This is a genomic window from Streptomyces sp. NPDC054813, from assembly GCF_053611365.1.
Window position 1 is genome coordinate 470,346 of the sequence record NZ_JBSHAF010000001.1, and the last position, 14,467, is coordinate 484,812.

The 14,467-nt window shown below is 72.4% G+C and carries 12 protein-coding genes; 7 read left to right on the plus strand and 5 right to left on the minus strand.

Annotation, left to right across the window (positions count from 1 at the left end; translation table 11 throughout):
* Positions 1-48: 48 nt before the first annotated feature.
* Positions 49-882, plus strand: a complete 834-nt coding sequence (locus ACWGJB_RS02105; RefSeq protein ID WP_453378347.1) for a phosphatase PAP2 family protein — start codon at positions 49-51, stop codon at positions 880-882.
* Complete coding sequence (locus tag ACWGJB_RS02110; RefSeq protein WP_453378348.1) at positions 879-1,841, plus strand: hypothetical protein; 963 nt, start codon at positions 879-881, stop codon at positions 1,839-1,841. Before ACWGJB_RS02105 ends, ACWGJB_RS02110 begins: the two co-directional genes overlap by 4 nt.
* 85 nt (positions 1,842-1,926) lie before the next feature.
* Here ACWGJB_RS02110 and ACWGJB_RS02115 read toward each other — a convergent pair whose 3' ends face one another.
* From ACWGJB_RS02115 to ACWGJB_RS02130, 4 genes are all read right to left on the minus strand, one after another.
* Positions 1,927-2,688, minus strand: coding sequence for a phospholipid scramblase-related protein (locus tag ACWGJB_RS02115; protein ID WP_453378349.1), 762 nt, complete (start codon positions 2,686-2,688; stop codon positions 1,927-1,929).
* Between the two features lie 67 nt (positions 2,689-2,755).
* On the minus strand, positions 2,756-4,804 hold the full coding sequence (locus ACWGJB_RS02120; protein WP_453378350.1) for a phosphocholine-specific phospholipase C: 2,049 nt from the start codon (positions 4,802-4,804) through the stop codon (positions 2,756-2,758).
* A gap of 199 nt (positions 4,805-5,003) precedes the next feature.
* Complete coding sequence (locus ACWGJB_RS02125) at positions 5,004-5,465, minus strand: hypothetical protein (protein WP_450757520.1); 462 nt, start codon at positions 5,463-5,465, stop codon at positions 5,004-5,006.
* A 124-nt stretch (positions 5,466-5,589) separates the two neighbouring features.
* Positions 5,590-6,525, minus strand: a complete 936-nt coding sequence (locus tag ACWGJB_RS02130; protein ID WP_453378351.1) for a hypothetical protein — start codon at positions 6,523-6,525, stop codon at positions 5,590-5,592.
* Between the two features lie 395 nt (positions 6,526-6,920).
* Here ACWGJB_RS02130 and ACWGJB_RS02135 point away from each other — a divergent pair, with 395 nt between their 5' ends.
* From ACWGJB_RS02135 to ACWGJB_RS02150, 4 genes are all read left to right on the plus strand, one after another.
* Positions 6,921-9,962, plus strand: a complete 3,042-nt coding sequence (locus ACWGJB_RS02135) for an AfsR/SARP family transcriptional regulator (protein ID WP_453378352.1) — start codon at positions 6,921-6,923, stop codon at positions 9,960-9,962.
* Between the two features lie 85 nt (positions 9,963-10,047).
* Positions 10,048-10,713 carry a M15 family metallopeptidase gene (locus ACWGJB_RS02140; RefSeq protein WP_453378353.1) on the plus strand — a complete coding sequence of 222 codons (666 nt, stop codon included), beginning with the start codon at positions 10,048-10,050 and terminating at the stop codon, positions 10,711-10,713.
* Positions 10,714-10,900: 187 nt separating this feature from the next.
* A complete protein-coding gene (locus ACWGJB_RS02145) occupies positions 10,901-11,383 on the plus strand; it encodes an RNA polymerase sigma factor (protein ID WP_453378589.1) in 483 nt (160 codons plus the stop codon).
* Positions 11,384-11,489: 106 nt separating this feature from the next.
* Positions 11,490-12,638, plus strand: a complete 1,149-nt coding sequence (locus ACWGJB_RS02150) for a C40 family peptidase (protein ID WP_453378354.1) — start codon at positions 11,490-11,492, stop codon at positions 12,636-12,638.
* A 196-nt stretch (positions 12,639-12,834) separates the two neighbouring features.
* Here ACWGJB_RS02150 and ACWGJB_RS02155 read toward each other — a convergent pair whose 3' ends face one another.
* Positions 12,835-13,512: a hypothetical protein gene (locus tag ACWGJB_RS02155; RefSeq protein WP_453378355.1), complete on the minus strand. Its 678-nt coding sequence runs from the start codon at positions 13,510-13,512 to the stop codon at positions 12,835-12,837.
* A gap of 99 nt (positions 13,513-13,611) precedes the next feature.
* Here ACWGJB_RS02155 and ACWGJB_RS02160 point away from each other — a divergent pair, with 99 nt between their 5' ends.
* Positions 13,612-14,448, plus strand: coding sequence for a hypothetical protein (locus ACWGJB_RS02160; protein ID WP_453378356.1), 837 nt, complete (start codon positions 13,612-13,614; stop codon positions 14,446-14,448).
* Positions 14,449-14,467 lie beyond the last annotated feature (19 nt).

The window sequence follows — 14,467 nt, forward strand, 5'->3', positions numbered from 1 at the left end:
CCACCGCCCGGACTCGGCACAGCACCACCGTCAGTGAGGGGGCCTGGGATGAGATCCCAGTCCGAGCCGGCAGCAGCGGAGCCGGGGGCGATAGCCCGGCCACCGCTGGTCCGTGAGCTCCTGCTCGTCGCAGGACTCTTCCTCGTCTACAAGTTCGGGCGGCAGCTGGCCACCGGCCACACCGCCGAGGCCCTGCACAACGCCCACCGGATCTGGGACCTGGAACGGACGCTGCACCTGCCCTCGGAAGTCGACGTGCAGTCCGCACTGCTGCACGGCGACACCTTCGTCCGTGTGGCCAACACCTACTACGCCACGGTTCATTTCCCGGCCACGCTGGCCTTCCTGGTCTGGCTCTACCTGAAGCGGCCCGCGCACTACGTCTGGGCCCGCCGGGTCCTCGCCGTGGTCACCGCCGCCGCCCTGGTGCTCCCCTTCACCTTCCCGCTGGCACCGCCGCGGATGCTGGCCGCCAGCGGCCTCGTCGACACGGCCCGGGTGTACGGCCCCTCGGTCTACGGCCCGCCCGCCAGCGACCACCTCTCCAACCAGTTCGCGGCGATGCCCTCGCTGCACTTCGGCTGGGCCCTGATGGTGGCGATCGGCCTGATCGTCGCGACCCGCTCCCGGTGGCGCCCGCTGTGGCTGCTGCACCCCACGATCACCCTGCTGGTGATCGTGGGCACCGCGAACCACTACTGGCTGGACGCGATCGTCGCCACCGTGATGCTCGGTGCCGCTCTGGCCCTGATCCGCCCCCAGACTTCGTCCGGGGGGACCCCCACCTCGCTTCGCTCGCCGCACCGCACGGCCACCACGGCCGGACGCGGCAGCCGCCGGTTCGTGTCCGAGGAGCCCGCGCTGGCAGGGGCGGGCCGATGAGCACCGCGACCCTGATCGCCGTCCTCCTCTCCCTGGTCTCGGCCGTCGCCTACGCGGCCGCCGCCGTCGCCCAGGAACGGCTCGCGTCGAAGACCGCCGGCGCAGGTCTGGTACGGCTGCTCGGCTCCGGTGCCTGGTGGGCGGCGGTCGGCCTCAACGCGGGCGCCGCGCTGCTGCACGTCGTGGCCCTCAAGTACGGCCCGCTCACCCTCGTACAGCCGCTGGGCGCACTCACCCTGGTCGCGGCCGTGCCGATGGGGGCGCGGGTGGCCGGGCGCCGGGTCAGCGCGACGGAGTGGCGGGGCACGGCCCTGACTCTGCTGGGCCTCGGTGCCCTGCTGGTCACGGCCTCCGGCCCCGCACCCCATCGGGTGCTGAGCCTCACCGAAGCCGTCGCGGTGGCCGGTACGACCGCCGCCCTGATCGGCGCCCTGTCCCGCCCCGGCACCCGCCCGGGCCTCCGGCACGCGACCGCGTCCGGCTTCGCCTCGGGCGTCGCCTCGGCCCTCACCCAGACGGTGACGGTGGCGGCGACGGACCGCTCCGGCCCGGTGCTGAGTGTCCAGGTGATCGTGGTGGCGCTCCTGGTGGCCGCGTTCGCGGTGGGCGGTCTGCTGCTCTCCCAGACGGCCTACCGAGGCGGCCTGGGTGCCCCCCTCGCGGTGGTCACCCTGTCCAACCCGGTGGCGGCGGCGGTCATCGGCCTGACCCTGCTGGGCCAGGGCCTGCAGGGCGGCGCGGCGGGCATCCTGCTCGCCCTGGCGGGCGCGGGCCTCGCCTCGTGGGGCGTGGTCCTGCTGACCCGGGTGGCACCGGCGACGCCAGTGGTCGAACTCGTACCGGACGAGGAACACCCGGTGGCCGCGGTTCTGGCCCTGGAGTCGGCACGGGCTGCGGCGGAACAGGCCCTGCTCCCGCAACAGCAGAAGCCAGAAACCGGACAACTCACCTCGCTCTGAGCGCCCCTTCAGGGGCGCGGGGCGGTATCGATATGCGGCTCCGCCGCGTGGGCACGACCAGCTCCCACGGGCCCGCAGACGACCCTCAGCCCAGCCCCCGTGAATCCTGCTTCAGTGCCGTGTCCACGGTCAGCGCCGTCGCCACCACCAGGCTCCGCAGCGGCTCCGGCAACTGGTGGTGGATCTGCAGCACGTAGTTGTCGGCGGTCGTGAACATCGTCTTGGCGAGCCCCTCCCACGTCTTCGTGATCCGGGCCACCTCCGTGTCGGTGTGGTCGACGATCGCGAAGTTCCACGCGCGCCAGTTCTCCGCCTTGATCGCACCGACCTTCTGGTCACCCGCGATCATCGCGAAGTTGATCTTCCCGATCATGTTCTGCTGGACGATCTCGCCCACCTGCGAGCCGTCCGGACGCGTGACGATCACCCGGGACTTGAAGATCTTCGCGGGCCGGGTCAGCAGCAGCTGCGGCTGACCGGACGCGTCACGGATCTCCAGCCGGTGGGTCATGTACTGGTCGAGGCTGGAGACGAAGCGCAGGATCTTCTTCAGCGCGCTCTGGCCGACTTCCGCCACCGAACCGATCTCCCGGCCGTGCTGGTCCATGACCTTGTACTCGTTGGTCAGCTCGATCAGCTTGGCCTTCTGGTTCACCACCAGCACCGGCTCGCCGAACAGGCCGCCGCCCCCGGCGCCCCCGGCCTGCTGCGCGGGCACCGCGCCGGGCGCGGCTCCCTGCGGATTCGTGCGGTCCGTCCACTGGGCGCCGTCCCAGTACCGGAGCGTCTGGGACGCACCGTGCGGATCGGGGTACCAGCCTGCAGGAGTGTTCGATTGCGTGGTCACCGGGGCACACTACCCCGATGTGACCGGTACCTGATCAGTTCCGCACGATGCGGCCCTCAGCCCCTTGTCAGTCGGTGCTGATCGCCGGGTCGCTGACCCCGGGCCGCCCGTTCTCCACATGCCCCGCGAACCGCCGCACGAAGGTCGCGTCGGCCTCGGAGGTGACCGTCAGGTCGTACCACTGGTCACTGTGGTTGAGGTGGGCGATGTGCTTGACGGTGGCCCCGGCGCGCACCGTGAACGTGCGGCCCCGGCCGCCGTACCCGTCCGCCACCTTCAGCTTCGCCGTACCGCTGCCCTTGTTGGTGAAGGTCAGCTCGATGTCGTCGCCGTGCGGCCGGGCGGTGACCTCGGGTCCCGCCACCTTGCCGGGGCCCTGGAAGCCGCGCAGGAAGCCGTTCGGGCCGTGCACGGTCAGGTCGTACGAGCCGCCCGAGTACACCGAGTTCCAGGTGTCGGAGACGGACTTGCCGGCTTCGGTGGTGTAGCTCCAGGGGCCGTCGGTGCGGTTGTTGGAGGTGACCAGGAAGGCGGCGCCGGCCTGCGCGCCCGACGCGAAGGTCAGCGTGAGCTTGCCGGCCGCCGCGTCCAGCGCACCGTCCACCAGCGGGGCGTACTTGAGCGGCCGGGTGGGCCGGGAGCCGCGCTCCTGCTTGGGCAGGGCCGGGTTGGCGGGCGGGGTGGGCACGTAGTCGGGGTGGCGGTTCTTGTCCGGCGGCCGGTAGCCGTCGGTCGAGGGCAGCGCGACGGGCTTGGTGTCCTTGCGGGAGAAGTCGAACGCGGCGGTCAGGTCGCCGCTGACGGCGCGCCGCCAGGGCGAGATGTTCGGCTCGTGGACACCGAAGCGGTTCTCCATGAACCGGATGACCGAGGTGTGGTCGAGCGTCTCGGAGCAGACGTAACCGCCCTTGCTCCACGGGGAGACGACGATCATCGGCACCCGCTGACCGAGGCCGTAGGCGCCGGCGGCGTGGCTCGCGTCGCCCTTGAAGAGGTCCAGGGTCGGGTCCACCGTGGACTTGCCCTGGGCGGCGGAGGCCGGCGGGAACGGCGGTATCAGGTGGTCGAAGAAGCCGTCGTTCTCGTCGTAGGTGACGAACAGGGCGGTCTTCGCCCACACCTCGGGGTCGGCGGTGAGCGCGTCGAGGACCTGGGAGATGTACCAGGCACCGTAGTTGGCGGGCCAGTTGGGGTGCTCGGTGAAGGCCTCGGGGGCGACCACCCAGGAGATCTGCGGCAGCTTGCCGGCCTTGACGTCGGCCTTCAGCCGGTCGAAGAAGCCCTCGCCCTTCGTGGCGTCGGTGCCGGTGCGGGCCTTGTCGTACAGCGGGTCGCCGGGCTGGGCGTTCTGGTACTGCTTGAAGTAGAGCAGCGAGTTGTCGCCGTAGTTCCCCCGGTAGGCGTCCTGGATCCAGCCCCAGCCGCCGGCCGCGTCCAGGCCGTCGCCGACGTCCTGGTAGATCTTCCAGGAGACGCCCGCCTTCTCCAGGCGCTCGGGGTACGTCGTCCAGGAGTAGCCGGCCTCGTCGTTGCCGAGGACCGGGCCGCCGCCCTGGCCGTCGTTGCCCGTGTACCCCGTCCACAGGTAGTAGCGGTTCGGGTCGGTGGAGCCCATGAACGAGCAGTGGTAGGCGTCGCAGATGGTGAAGGCGTCGGCGAGCGCGTAGTGGAACGGGATGTCGTCCCGGTTCAGGTACGCCATGGTCGTGGAGCCCTTGGCCGGCACCCACTTGTCGTACTTGCCGTTGTTGACGGCGGTGTGCGTGTCGGCCCAGCCGTGCGGGAGGTCCTGGATGAAGGCGAGGCCCAGGTCGTCGGCGTCCGGGTGGAACGGCAGGATGTCCTTGGTGCCGTTCGACTGGCGCCACACCGACTTGTTGTCCTGGGTGACCGGACGCGGGTCGCCGAAACCGCGGACGCCTCTGAGGGTGCCGAAGTAGTGGTCGAACGAACGGTTCTCCTGCATCAGGACGACGATGTGCTCGACGTCCTCGATCGACCCGGTGCGGTGGTTCGCGGGCAGTGCGGCGGCCCGCTGGATGCTGCTGGACAGCGCCGTGAACGCCGTGGTGGCGCCTGCGAGTTGAAGAAAGCGGCGCCGGTTTACTTCGGTCATGGGTGTGCGACCTCTCATCCTGGCGTACGGGATGGCCGGAACAGGGCGGATTGTGCGCGGCTGCGAGTGTTCCAAGGGCATCGAACGTCAGGGAAGGGTCCGGTGGCGCCGATGTGAATCTCGGCGGTACGGGAGGTAGGTAGTCGGTAAGGAGCCGGGACCGGCCACGGCCCGGGACGGCCGTGGCCGGCGTACCGCCTCAGCTGATGAAGGAGCCCGGGGCGCAGGCGCTGGACGCCACCCACACGTGGGACATGATGTTGTCGTTCATGTTCGCGCCGTTGGTGAAGGTGTCGCGGGTGAGGTTGTCCACGTACAGCTCGCCCGGCTTGAGGCAGCCGTACGCGGAGGACGGGTAGTTGGTCAGGTAGTAGAAGGCGACGACGTCCTTGCCGCCGACGAAGCCGCTGTTCATCACGGAGGAGGCGGCGTTGACGTCGCTGCCCTGGAAGGGACCGGCCGCGTCGCCCCAGTCGGGGTCGTTGCCCGGGGTGACACCGAGCAGCTCGCCCTGGCAGTCCCAGTCTCGCCAGGCCCGCACGTTGCCGTCCCGGCCCGGCCACTTCGCGTTGCAGCCGGAGACCGCGTGGGCGTTCGCCGGCACGGCGAGCCCGAGGGCCGCGAGACCCAGGGTGGCGATGGCGAGGGTCAGTTTGCGCATGACGGATTCCGTTCTGCCTCGTCGGAGGCGGTGGGTGTGGGTGAGGGCCGCGGCGGGGTGCCGCGGAGTTCGTGGGGCGCCTGGCGGTGTCCGGCGCGGGGTGGGGACCAGCCCCGCCCCCGGGTCAGGCGCGGGCGGGGACGAGCCGCTCGGCGCGTGCCAGCGCCTGCTGCCGCAGCTGCCGGTAGGCGTCCAGCTGGGCGCCGTACTCCGCGTTCAGCTGGGCCAGGTAGTGGGCCTCCCGGTCCTGGCCGACGGACTTGAGGGAGACCTGGCGGGCGCAGGTGGCGTCGGCGACCGCGATCCGGGTCTCGGCGGCGAAGCTCCGGGCCTCCTCGGCCCGGCTCTGGACGGCGGGGTGCTCCCGGGTGGCCTGCCGGGCCGCGTCCGGGTCCGGGTAGGGGTGCCCGGCCCGCTTCATGCAGCTCGCCCAGTCGTGCACGGCGGCGGTGAACCGCCGGTCGTGCAGCAGCTTGCCGACGTACAGCGGGCGCAGGTTGCTCGCGGTGGTGTCCAGCCGGAACCAGGTGGCCGCATCGCCGTACAGCGTGTGCTCGGCCGCCGCGTCGCAGCCGCCGGACTGCTTGCTGACCGAGCCGCCGCCGGGGACCGCGGTACGCAGCAGCTCCGTCTTCCGTCCGCCGTCCAGCGCGGTGTCGTAGGCAGTCCTGCGGTCGGTCGGGAGTCCCTTGCGGTAGGCGATGTTGGGGTTGTGCAGACGGGCGCGGTCCTCCTTGGCGGCGATCCGGCTGCCGTAGCCGTAGGTCCGGGCCCAGCGGACGTCGTCCTGGACGTAGCCGAGCGGTCGGCTCTCCGCCAGGGACAGGGAGCTGTCGGACCAGTAGCGGAAACCGTGCCGGGCCATGCACTGGGTGATCAGGCGTTGTTCGGCGTCCGAGACCCTGAGGTCCTCGGCGTAGGTCAGCTCGCGCGCCTTGGCCGCGGCGACCGGTGCCGGGCCGCCGCCGGACTCCTGGGAGCAGCCGGTGAGGGCGAGCACGGCCACGGTGGCGACGGTGCTCAGGTACGCGACCTTGCGACGGAGGGCGGGGCGCTTCATCGGGCAACTCCCTGGGCTGCGGCGAACGGCTCGGTGCTTTCGGGCCGTTGACGGTGCCGGCGGGGCGTTCGTATGACATGCGACCGCGAGGAATTTCCGGCGCGACGGATTTCGTGGCGGATCCGGGGGCGCGGTCATACGAGGGCCGCGGGCCACCCGTCTGACGCACAGGGACCGCTGTGGCCACCCACAGAAACCAGCCAACTGCGCCAATCGGGAGACCCCTTCCCCGGGCCTTGTCGGCCCCGCCCCTGTTCGGCGTACCGGGCGTCGCGGAGGGTTCCGTACCACCGATCGGACAGCACGGATCCGGTCACGACGGCCCGGTCTTCGCCCTGCTCGGACAGCGCCCGCCGATATCGTTGTCGGCATCCGCCAGGAGCGATCGGGGACCGATGTTCGAAGTACGTCTGCTCGGCCCGGTGGACGTCTGGGAAGGGGGCCGACGGGCTCCGCTCGGCGGTTCCAGACCCCTGGCCGTCCTCGCCGCACTCGTCGTGCACCTGGGCGAGGTGATCTCCACCGAGCGCCTGGTGGACTTCGTCTGGGACGAGGAGGCGCCGGCCACCGCGGGCGCCCTGGTCGCCACCCATGTCTCCGCGGTCCGCCGGGCGCTGTCCCGGGTCGGCAGCGCCGAGGTGATCCGCACCCGGCCTCCGGGCTATGTCGCCGACCTCGCCGCCGACCGGGTCGACGCCCGCCGTTTCGAGGACCTCCTGGCGACGGGGCGGTCCGCGGGGCGTCCGGAGGAGGCCGCCGAGGCGCTGGCCGAGGCGCTGGGGCTGTGGCGGGGCCGGGAGGCGCTGGAAGGCCTCGGCCAGTCGTTCGCCCGGATCGAGGCGGCCCGGCTCGGGGAGCTGCGGCTGGTGGCCCAGGAGGAGTCCTGCGGGCTGGCGCTGGAGCTGGGCCGCGCGGACGGCGCGATCGCGCCGCTGCTCGCCCATGTGGCCGCGCATCCGCTGCGCGAGCGGCCGCGCGGCCAGCTGATGACCGCCCTGTTCCGCACCGGCCGGGTCTCCGACGCGCTGCGCGTCTTCCAGGAGGGCCGTACGGTCCTCCGTGACGAGCTGGGCATCGACCCGGGCCCGGAGCTGCGCGCCGTCCACCAGGCCGTACTGACCGGCGACACGGGCGTGTTGGGGACCGGGCGGCCGGCCCGCACAGTGCCCGCCCCCCGGAGTGCCGCGCCCGCGCCCTCCCATCTCCCGCCCGACATCGCCGACTTCGTCGGCCGCGGCGAACAGGTCAAGTGGGCCACCGAGCTGCTGCGGAGCGTCGGCGACCCCGGCCGTACCGCGCCCCCGATCGGGGTGATCTCCGGGCGCTCCGGCATGGGCAAGACCGCCCTCGCCGTGCACGTCGGCCACCGCACCGCCGAACTCTTCCCCGACGGACGCCTGTTCGTGGACCTGAGGGCCGCCGACACCACCCCGCTGGAGCCCGCCGACGCCCTCGCCCGGCTGCTGCGCGCGATGGGGGTGGACCCGGACACGGTGTCCTCCGGCGTGGAGGAGCTCACCGGCCTGTACCGCACCCACATCGGGCACCGGCGGGTCCTGATCGTCCTGGACAACGTGGCCGCTGAGGCGGATGTCCGGCCACTGCTGCCGCCCGGCCCCGGCTCCGCGGTGCTGATCACCAGCCGCCGCCGGCTGGTGGCCCTGGAGGGCGCCGCCCATCTGGACCTCGCCGTCCCGGACGAGGCCGAGGCGCTCGACCTGTTCCGCCGGGTGGCCGGCGAGGGGCGGACGGGGGCGGACCCGGAGCGGGCCGCCGAGATCGTCGCCCTGTGCGGACGGCTGCCGCTCGCGGTGCGCATCGCCGGGGCCCGGCTGGCCGGCCGCCCGCACTGGGCGCCCGCCCGGCTCGCCGGACGGCTGCGCGACGAACAGCGCCGGCTCAGCGAACTCAGCGCCGGGGACCTGGAGTTGCGCACCAGCCTGGAACTCGGCTACGCCGACCTGGCACCGCAGGAACGCCGGGCTCTGCGCCGCCTGGCCCTGCTGGACCTGCCGGACTTCGCGGCCTGGATCGCCGCGCCGCTGCTCGGCATCGGGACCGAGGAGGCCGAGGAGGCCGTCGAGCGGCTGGTGGACTGCCACTTCATCGATGTGATCGGCGTGGACGGCACCGGCCTGGCCCGCTACCGCATCCATGACCTCGCCCGCGAACACGCCCGCGAGCGCTGCCTCTCCGAGGAGAGCCCCGAGGAACGTGCCGGCGCGGTGCTGCGCCTGGTCGGCTGCTGGCTGGACCTGGCCCGGAAGGCGGCCGCCCGCGGCCCCGGCGGTGCGGTACGGCACTTCCCGGAACCGGCCGCCGTACGCCCGCTCGACCCGGAGACCGAGGAGGCGCTGCTCGCCCGGCCCGCGGCCTGGTTCGCCGCCGAGCAGGCCGGACTGCTGGCCGCCGTGACACACTGCGCCGACCACGGCATGGCGCGCGCCGCCCGGGATCTCGCCGGGGCGCTGATAGCGAGTTCGGCGGCGTTGTACAACCAGTTCGACGCGTGGTCCCGCTCGCACACCGCGGCGATGGCGGCGGTGCGCCGCGGCGAAGACGTCGAGGGCGAGGCCTGGCTGCTGGCCGGGCTCGGCCAACTCCGTTATGAACAGGACCGGTTCGAAGAGTCCTACGCCTACTTCGCGGACGCGCTGCGGCTGTTCGAGGAGCGCTCGGCCGAGGGGGCGGCGGTGGCACTGGCCGGGATGGGCACCGTCCGCCGCGAACAGGCCCGCTACGCCGAGGCGTTGGAACTGCTGGAGACCGCGCTGGAGCGGTATGGCGACGACGGCGACATGGGCCCCCGGGCACGGGTGCTGTACGGCATCGGGTACGTGCACCGCGAGCAGGGCCGCGGCACCCCGGCCCGGGAGGCGCTGTCCCGCGCCCTCGACCTCTACCGGGCCGCCGCGGACCTGCACGGCGAGGGGCTCACCCTGCGCTCACTGGCCCTGTGCGACCGGGCCGAGGGCCGGTACCCGGAGGCCGAACGGCTGCTGCACGACGCCTTGCGGATCTTCACGGACCTGTACGACACCTTCGGCGCGATGTACACCGAACAGTCCCTGGCCAAGGTGGAGTTGCGCACCGGCCGTACGGAGGAGGCGCGGCGGCGGCTGGTGCGCTGCCTGGCGGTGGCCCGGGAGCGGCAGGACCGGTTCGGCGAGGCCCTGGTGCTCCGCACGCTCGGGGAGGTGCGGCTGGCGGCCGGGGACACCGACGGGGCCCGGGAGCCACTTGAGCACGCGGCGGCCCTCTGGGCAGAGCTGGGGCTGTCGCTGTGGCGGGCGCGGACGGTCTGGGACCTGGCCGAGGTGTGGACGGCGGACGGCGACCCGGAGACCGCGCGGGCGGCCCGGGCCGAGGCGCTGGAGGTGTTCCGGTCGGTGGGCGGACGGGAGGCCCGGGAGCGCCGGGACGACGAGCCGTCGTAACCGGATCGGGGCTGTAGAAGCCCTGGTGACACGCTTGCAGGGATCCTGCAGGGCAATTGCAGCGGCACCGGGCACTGTTGTCTGCGTGACGGACATCATCACGCTCTCCGACTCCCGGGTCGCGGCGGTCGTCGAGCAGGACTGCGGTGAACCGCTGGTCGATCTGCGCGGGACTCCCGGCCTGTCGATCGACCCCCGCCAGGCCGACAGGGACGGCAGTTACGCGCACCTGCGCTCCGGGGCGCTCGGCCGGCTCCTGGACGCGCAGTCGCTGCTGCCCGCCGGGACCAGGTTCCTGGTGGTGGAGGGGTACCGGCCGCCCGATCTGCAGCGCCGCTACTTCGAGCAGTACGCGGCGACGCTGCGCGCGGCCCATCCCGACGCCCCGCCGGACCGGATCCGCGAGCTGGCCAGCGCCTACATCTCCCCGCCGGAGGTGGCTCCCCACGTCAGCGGCGGGGCGGTGGACCTGACCCTGTGCGCCGCGGACGGCACCGAGCTGCCGCTGGGCACGGAGGTCAACGCCACCCCGGAGGAGAGCGCGGGCGCCTGCCGTACCGGGGCGGCGAACATCGGCACCGAGGCGCGTGCCAACCGGGCGCTGATGGCACGGGCGCTGAGCACGGCCGGCTTCGTCAACTACCCCACGGAGTGGTGGCACTGGTCCTACGGCGACCGGTACTGGGCCCTGCTGAGCGGCGCGCCGGCCGCCCGCTACGGACCCGCCGACGCCTCCGTCCGGGCCGTCTGACCAGCGGACCGAACCTTCTCCTCGCACGCACCACGAAGACCGCCAAGACCACGAACGCCACTCAGCACACGAACGACGGGGGACGACCATGGAAGGCCACGGCGGCACATGTACGCAGGCCCCGCGCAAAGCCGTACCGAGCCCGCGGGAAGCCGTGCGGGGAGCGGGCGAGGTGGGTCAAGTGCCCATGAATCCAGGGGACTTCGACGCCTCCTTCACCGCCGACATGCCCAGACTGCGCAGACGCCTGCTGGCTCTGACGGGCAATCCGCACGACGCCGACGACCTGTTGCAGGAGACGTATCTGCGGCTGTCCCGGCGGGCCCGCGCCCGGAACCTGACGCACCAGCAGCATCCGTACGCCTACACCTGCACGGTCGCGCTGAACCTGTTGCGCGACTCCTGGCTGCACCCCTCCCGCCGTGAGCGCACCACCGACCGGCTGCCCGAGGCGGGCTGGGACGGCGGGCTCGGCTCGTACGAGGCCTCGGCCACCGCCCTCGCGCTGCTGAGCGTGCTCTCGCCGAAGGAGGCGGCCGCGGTGATCCTCGTCGATCTGGAGGGTCTCACCCACGACACGGCCGGGGAACGGCTCGGCGCGCATCGAGGCACCGTCCAGCGCAACCGGATGCGGGCGCTGGCCAAGATGCGCGCCGCGCTGGCCGGTTGAGCACCGAGTGCCGCGTCCCGACGGGGGTGGGACGCGGCACCCGGGCAGGTCACCGGACCCCCGTACACCTCCGTACACGGCTCCACGTCGACTAAGGATGTACACCTTGAGACTCTCCGAACCCACCACGCCGGGCCGGGCGATCGCCGCCGCGGCGGCGATCGCACTGATCGCCTTCCTCCCCGCCACCGCCCACGCGGCCGCCCCGCGCGCCGCCCAGGACGCGACCTGCGGGGTGCTGGCCTCCGGCGCCTCGGCCACCGCGGAGGCCGCGGTCGGCGCGGCCTGCTCACAGATCGGTGTCTGGTACAGCTGGGGCGGCGGGCACGGCGCCACTCCCGGTGCCACGTACGGCTACTACGACGGCTCCGACCCCGACAGCCTGCACGACAACGAGCGCAAGGGCTTCGACTGTTCGGGCCTCATGCGGTACGCCTACTACCGGGCGACCGGCCGTGACCTGCTCAACGGCACCGCCGACGACCAGTACCACAGCTCGCAGGCCACGGCCCGCTTCTCGGCCTCCCAGGGCACCGCTCCCCTGGTCCCCGGTGACCTGATGTTCTGGGGCAGCGGGCACATCCACCATGTCGCCATGTACCTGGGCGCCGGGCAGATGGTCGAGGCGTACGAGTCGGGCACCCACATCCGGGTCGCCCCGGTGCGCACCGGCGGCGACTACGCGGGGGCGATCCGCATCAACCCGTCCGGCACTCCGGTGCCGCCGCCGGCCAACGGCGGTACGACGTTCGAGACCTGGGGCACGGGGGTGCGCACGCACTCCACGCCGAGCGTGCGCTCCTCCGTCGTGGACACCTTCGCCGGACCGACCCAGGTCTCGGTCCAGTGCCAGGAGCACGCGGAGACGGTGACCGCCGAGGGCTACACCAACGACATCTGGTCCAAGCTGGCCGACGGCTCCTGGCTGACCAACATCTACATCAAGGGCCCGGCCGAGCTGCCCGGCATCCCTGACTGCGGCGGTGACACCCCGCCGCCGCCGGGCGGCGGGAGCACGGCGTTCCAGACCTGGGGCACGGGCGTGCGCACGCACAACGAGCCCAATGTGAACGCCGGCGTCGTCGACTACTTCCCGCAGCCCACGACGGTCAACGTGGTCTGCCAGTCCCACGCCCAGACGGTCACGGCCGAGGGCTACACCAACGACGCCTGGTCCAAGCTGACCAACGGCGCGTGGATGACGAACATCTACATCAAGGGCCCGGCGTGGCTGCCGGGGGTTGCCACCTGCTGACGGAGTACCCCGTGCGCCCGGCCGCCTTCAGGGTCCCGGCCGGGCCCATGCCGCGCGGTGGTCGGTGACGGTTCGGTTCTGCTCGGCGGTGTGAACGCCGTTGAGTGAACGGCCCGTTCTCCCGTGATCAGGACACCGAGCCGGTGCGGTTGTCCGCCGGTCAGTTCCCACCGGACCACGTGACCGTCTACGCCTGTCATCCGGTGGTGTCGAGGCCCCCCAGCATCAGATCCGGCTCGCGTACACCGGCGAGCCGGGCGAAACTCAGCACGTAGGCTCTGGTATTCACCTGCAGACTGGACAGCTCCCGACGGCACTCGGCTGCCTGTGGCCAGTCGGACTCGTCCAGTTCGGGATGGGCGTTCTCGAACTCCCGCAGTCGTGGGTGCCACTTGGAGAGAAACGGCCTCAACTCGCGGTTGAGCAGGTTCACCGCCAGGTACTCGACTGTGACACCGTCCCCGTGGCCGGTCGGCCGGGCGGCCCTCAGGATGTCCCGGGTCGTGCCGAACAGCCCGTACAACGAGGTGAGCGCCTCGCGGAGGAATCCCTCGTCGTCATTGAGGTGTTGAGTGGAGATACGGGTGACCGACTCGACGAAGAGCTGCCACGAGACGGCCCGGGTGTGGTCGTTGACGACAAACGTCAGTTCGCTCAGCTGGGGCACGGTGATCCGCACCTCGGTGAGACTGGCGTTCCGGCGGTAGAAGTCGGCCCCTGCCAGGGCCAGCGCCCCCACTGCCGCCCCGACGACGGTGAAGGCATAGGGGCCACCCGTACGTTGCAGAACGTACACGGCCGCTCCCGCGGCGCCGCCCCCGACGGCCGCCCCCAGGGTGCGGACCACGCGACTACCCGAGAAGCTGAAGATCATCCCCGGCAGTCTAGCCGCGACATCGCGTTTCCCGCAGGGCGTTGGACGCGATGCGGGGCACGGTGGAGCCCCTCGGACACCGGACTGAGAGAATGAGGCATGGCGACTTCACTTCCTCCCGGCACGCTCAAGGGCCGCACTCTCGCCGTGTCGGTCTCGCAGAGCCCCGATCTGGCCGGCCTCGGGCTGAGCGAGGCGCAGCTGCGGCAGACGCTCGGGGATGTCACCCGCCTCGTCCTGGAAGCGGGCGGGCACCTCGCCTACGGCGGACACCTCGACCCCGCCGGCTACACCGCGGAGCTGAGCGCCGCGGTGGAGCGGCACGGGCACGGTGACCGGCCACTGCTGGTGTGCCTGGCCTGGCCGGAGCATCGCAGGCTGCCCCTGTCAGAGCTGCGGACCCGTCTCGACCTCGGCCGGGCCGGCCGCGTCGTCTGCCTGGACCCGGCCGGGCATGAGACGGATCCGGCCGCCGGCCGCGGGGAAGCCGCCGAGCCCACCGATCCGGCCGTGGCCCGTTCCTCGCTCACCGCCATGCGCCGCTATGTGCGGGACCGCTCGCACGGCCGCCTGCTCGTCGGCGGTCGACGCGCGGGTTTCCAGGGTGAGTTGCCCGGTCTTCTGGAGGAGGCCCTGCTGACCCTGGACTCCGAGGATCCGCGGCCGCTCTACCTGGCGGCCGGCTTCGGTGGGGTGACCGCCGACATCGTGCGCGCTCTCGGCATCGACGACTGCGCGTGGCTCTCCGGCGATCCCGAGTCCGCCCCGGACGACTCCCGACTGCTCGCGGGACTCGAGCGCCTGCATGCCCGCAGGGAGGCGCCGGGGTTGTCCAACGGCCTGACGCCGGAGGAGAACCGACGCCTGGCCGTCTCCCGCTCCCCCGCCGAGATCGCCGAACTGGTGGCTCTGGGGCTGGGACGTCTCGCGGACTGAGGACACGGCGGCGGTGGCG

Excerpts from the sequence above, each read along its gene's own strand:
- ACWGJB_RS02145 (WP_453378589.1), top strand. The coding sequence starts at position 10,901 with ATGAATCCAGGGGACTTCGACGCCTCCTTCACCGCCGACATGCCCAGA.
- ACWGJB_RS02105 (WP_453378347.1), top strand. The coding sequence starts at position 49 with ATGAGATCCCAGTCCGAGCCGGCAGCAGCGGAGCCGGGGGCGATAGCC.
- ACWGJB_RS02135 (WP_453378352.1), top strand. The coding sequence starts at position 6,921 with ATGTTCGAAGTACGTCTGCTCGGCCCGGTGGACGTCTGGGAAGGGGGC.
- ACWGJB_RS02110 (WP_453378348.1), top strand. The coding sequence starts at position 879 with ATGAGCACCGCGACCCTGATCGCCGTCCTCCTCTCCCTGGTCTCGGCC.
- ACWGJB_RS02130 (WP_453378351.1), bottom strand. The coding sequence starts at position 6,525 with ATGAAGCGCCCCGCCCTCCGTCGCAAGGTCGCGTACCTGAGCACCGTC.
- ACWGJB_RS02120 (WP_453378350.1), bottom strand. The coding sequence starts at position 4,804 with ATGACCGAAGTAAACCGGCGCCGCTTTCTTCAACTCGCAGGCGCCACC.
- ACWGJB_RS02125 (WP_450757520.1), bottom strand. The coding sequence starts at position 5,465 with ATGCGCAAACTGACCCTCGCCATCGCCACCCTGGGTCTCGCGGCCCTC.
- ACWGJB_RS02160 (WP_453378356.1), top strand. The coding sequence starts at position 13,612 with ATGGCGACTTCACTTCCTCCCGGCACGCTCAAGGGCCGCACTCTCGCC.
- ACWGJB_RS02155 (WP_453378355.1), bottom strand. The coding sequence starts at position 13,512 with ATGATCTTCAGCTTCTCGGGTAGTCGCGTGGTCCGCACCCTGGGGGCG.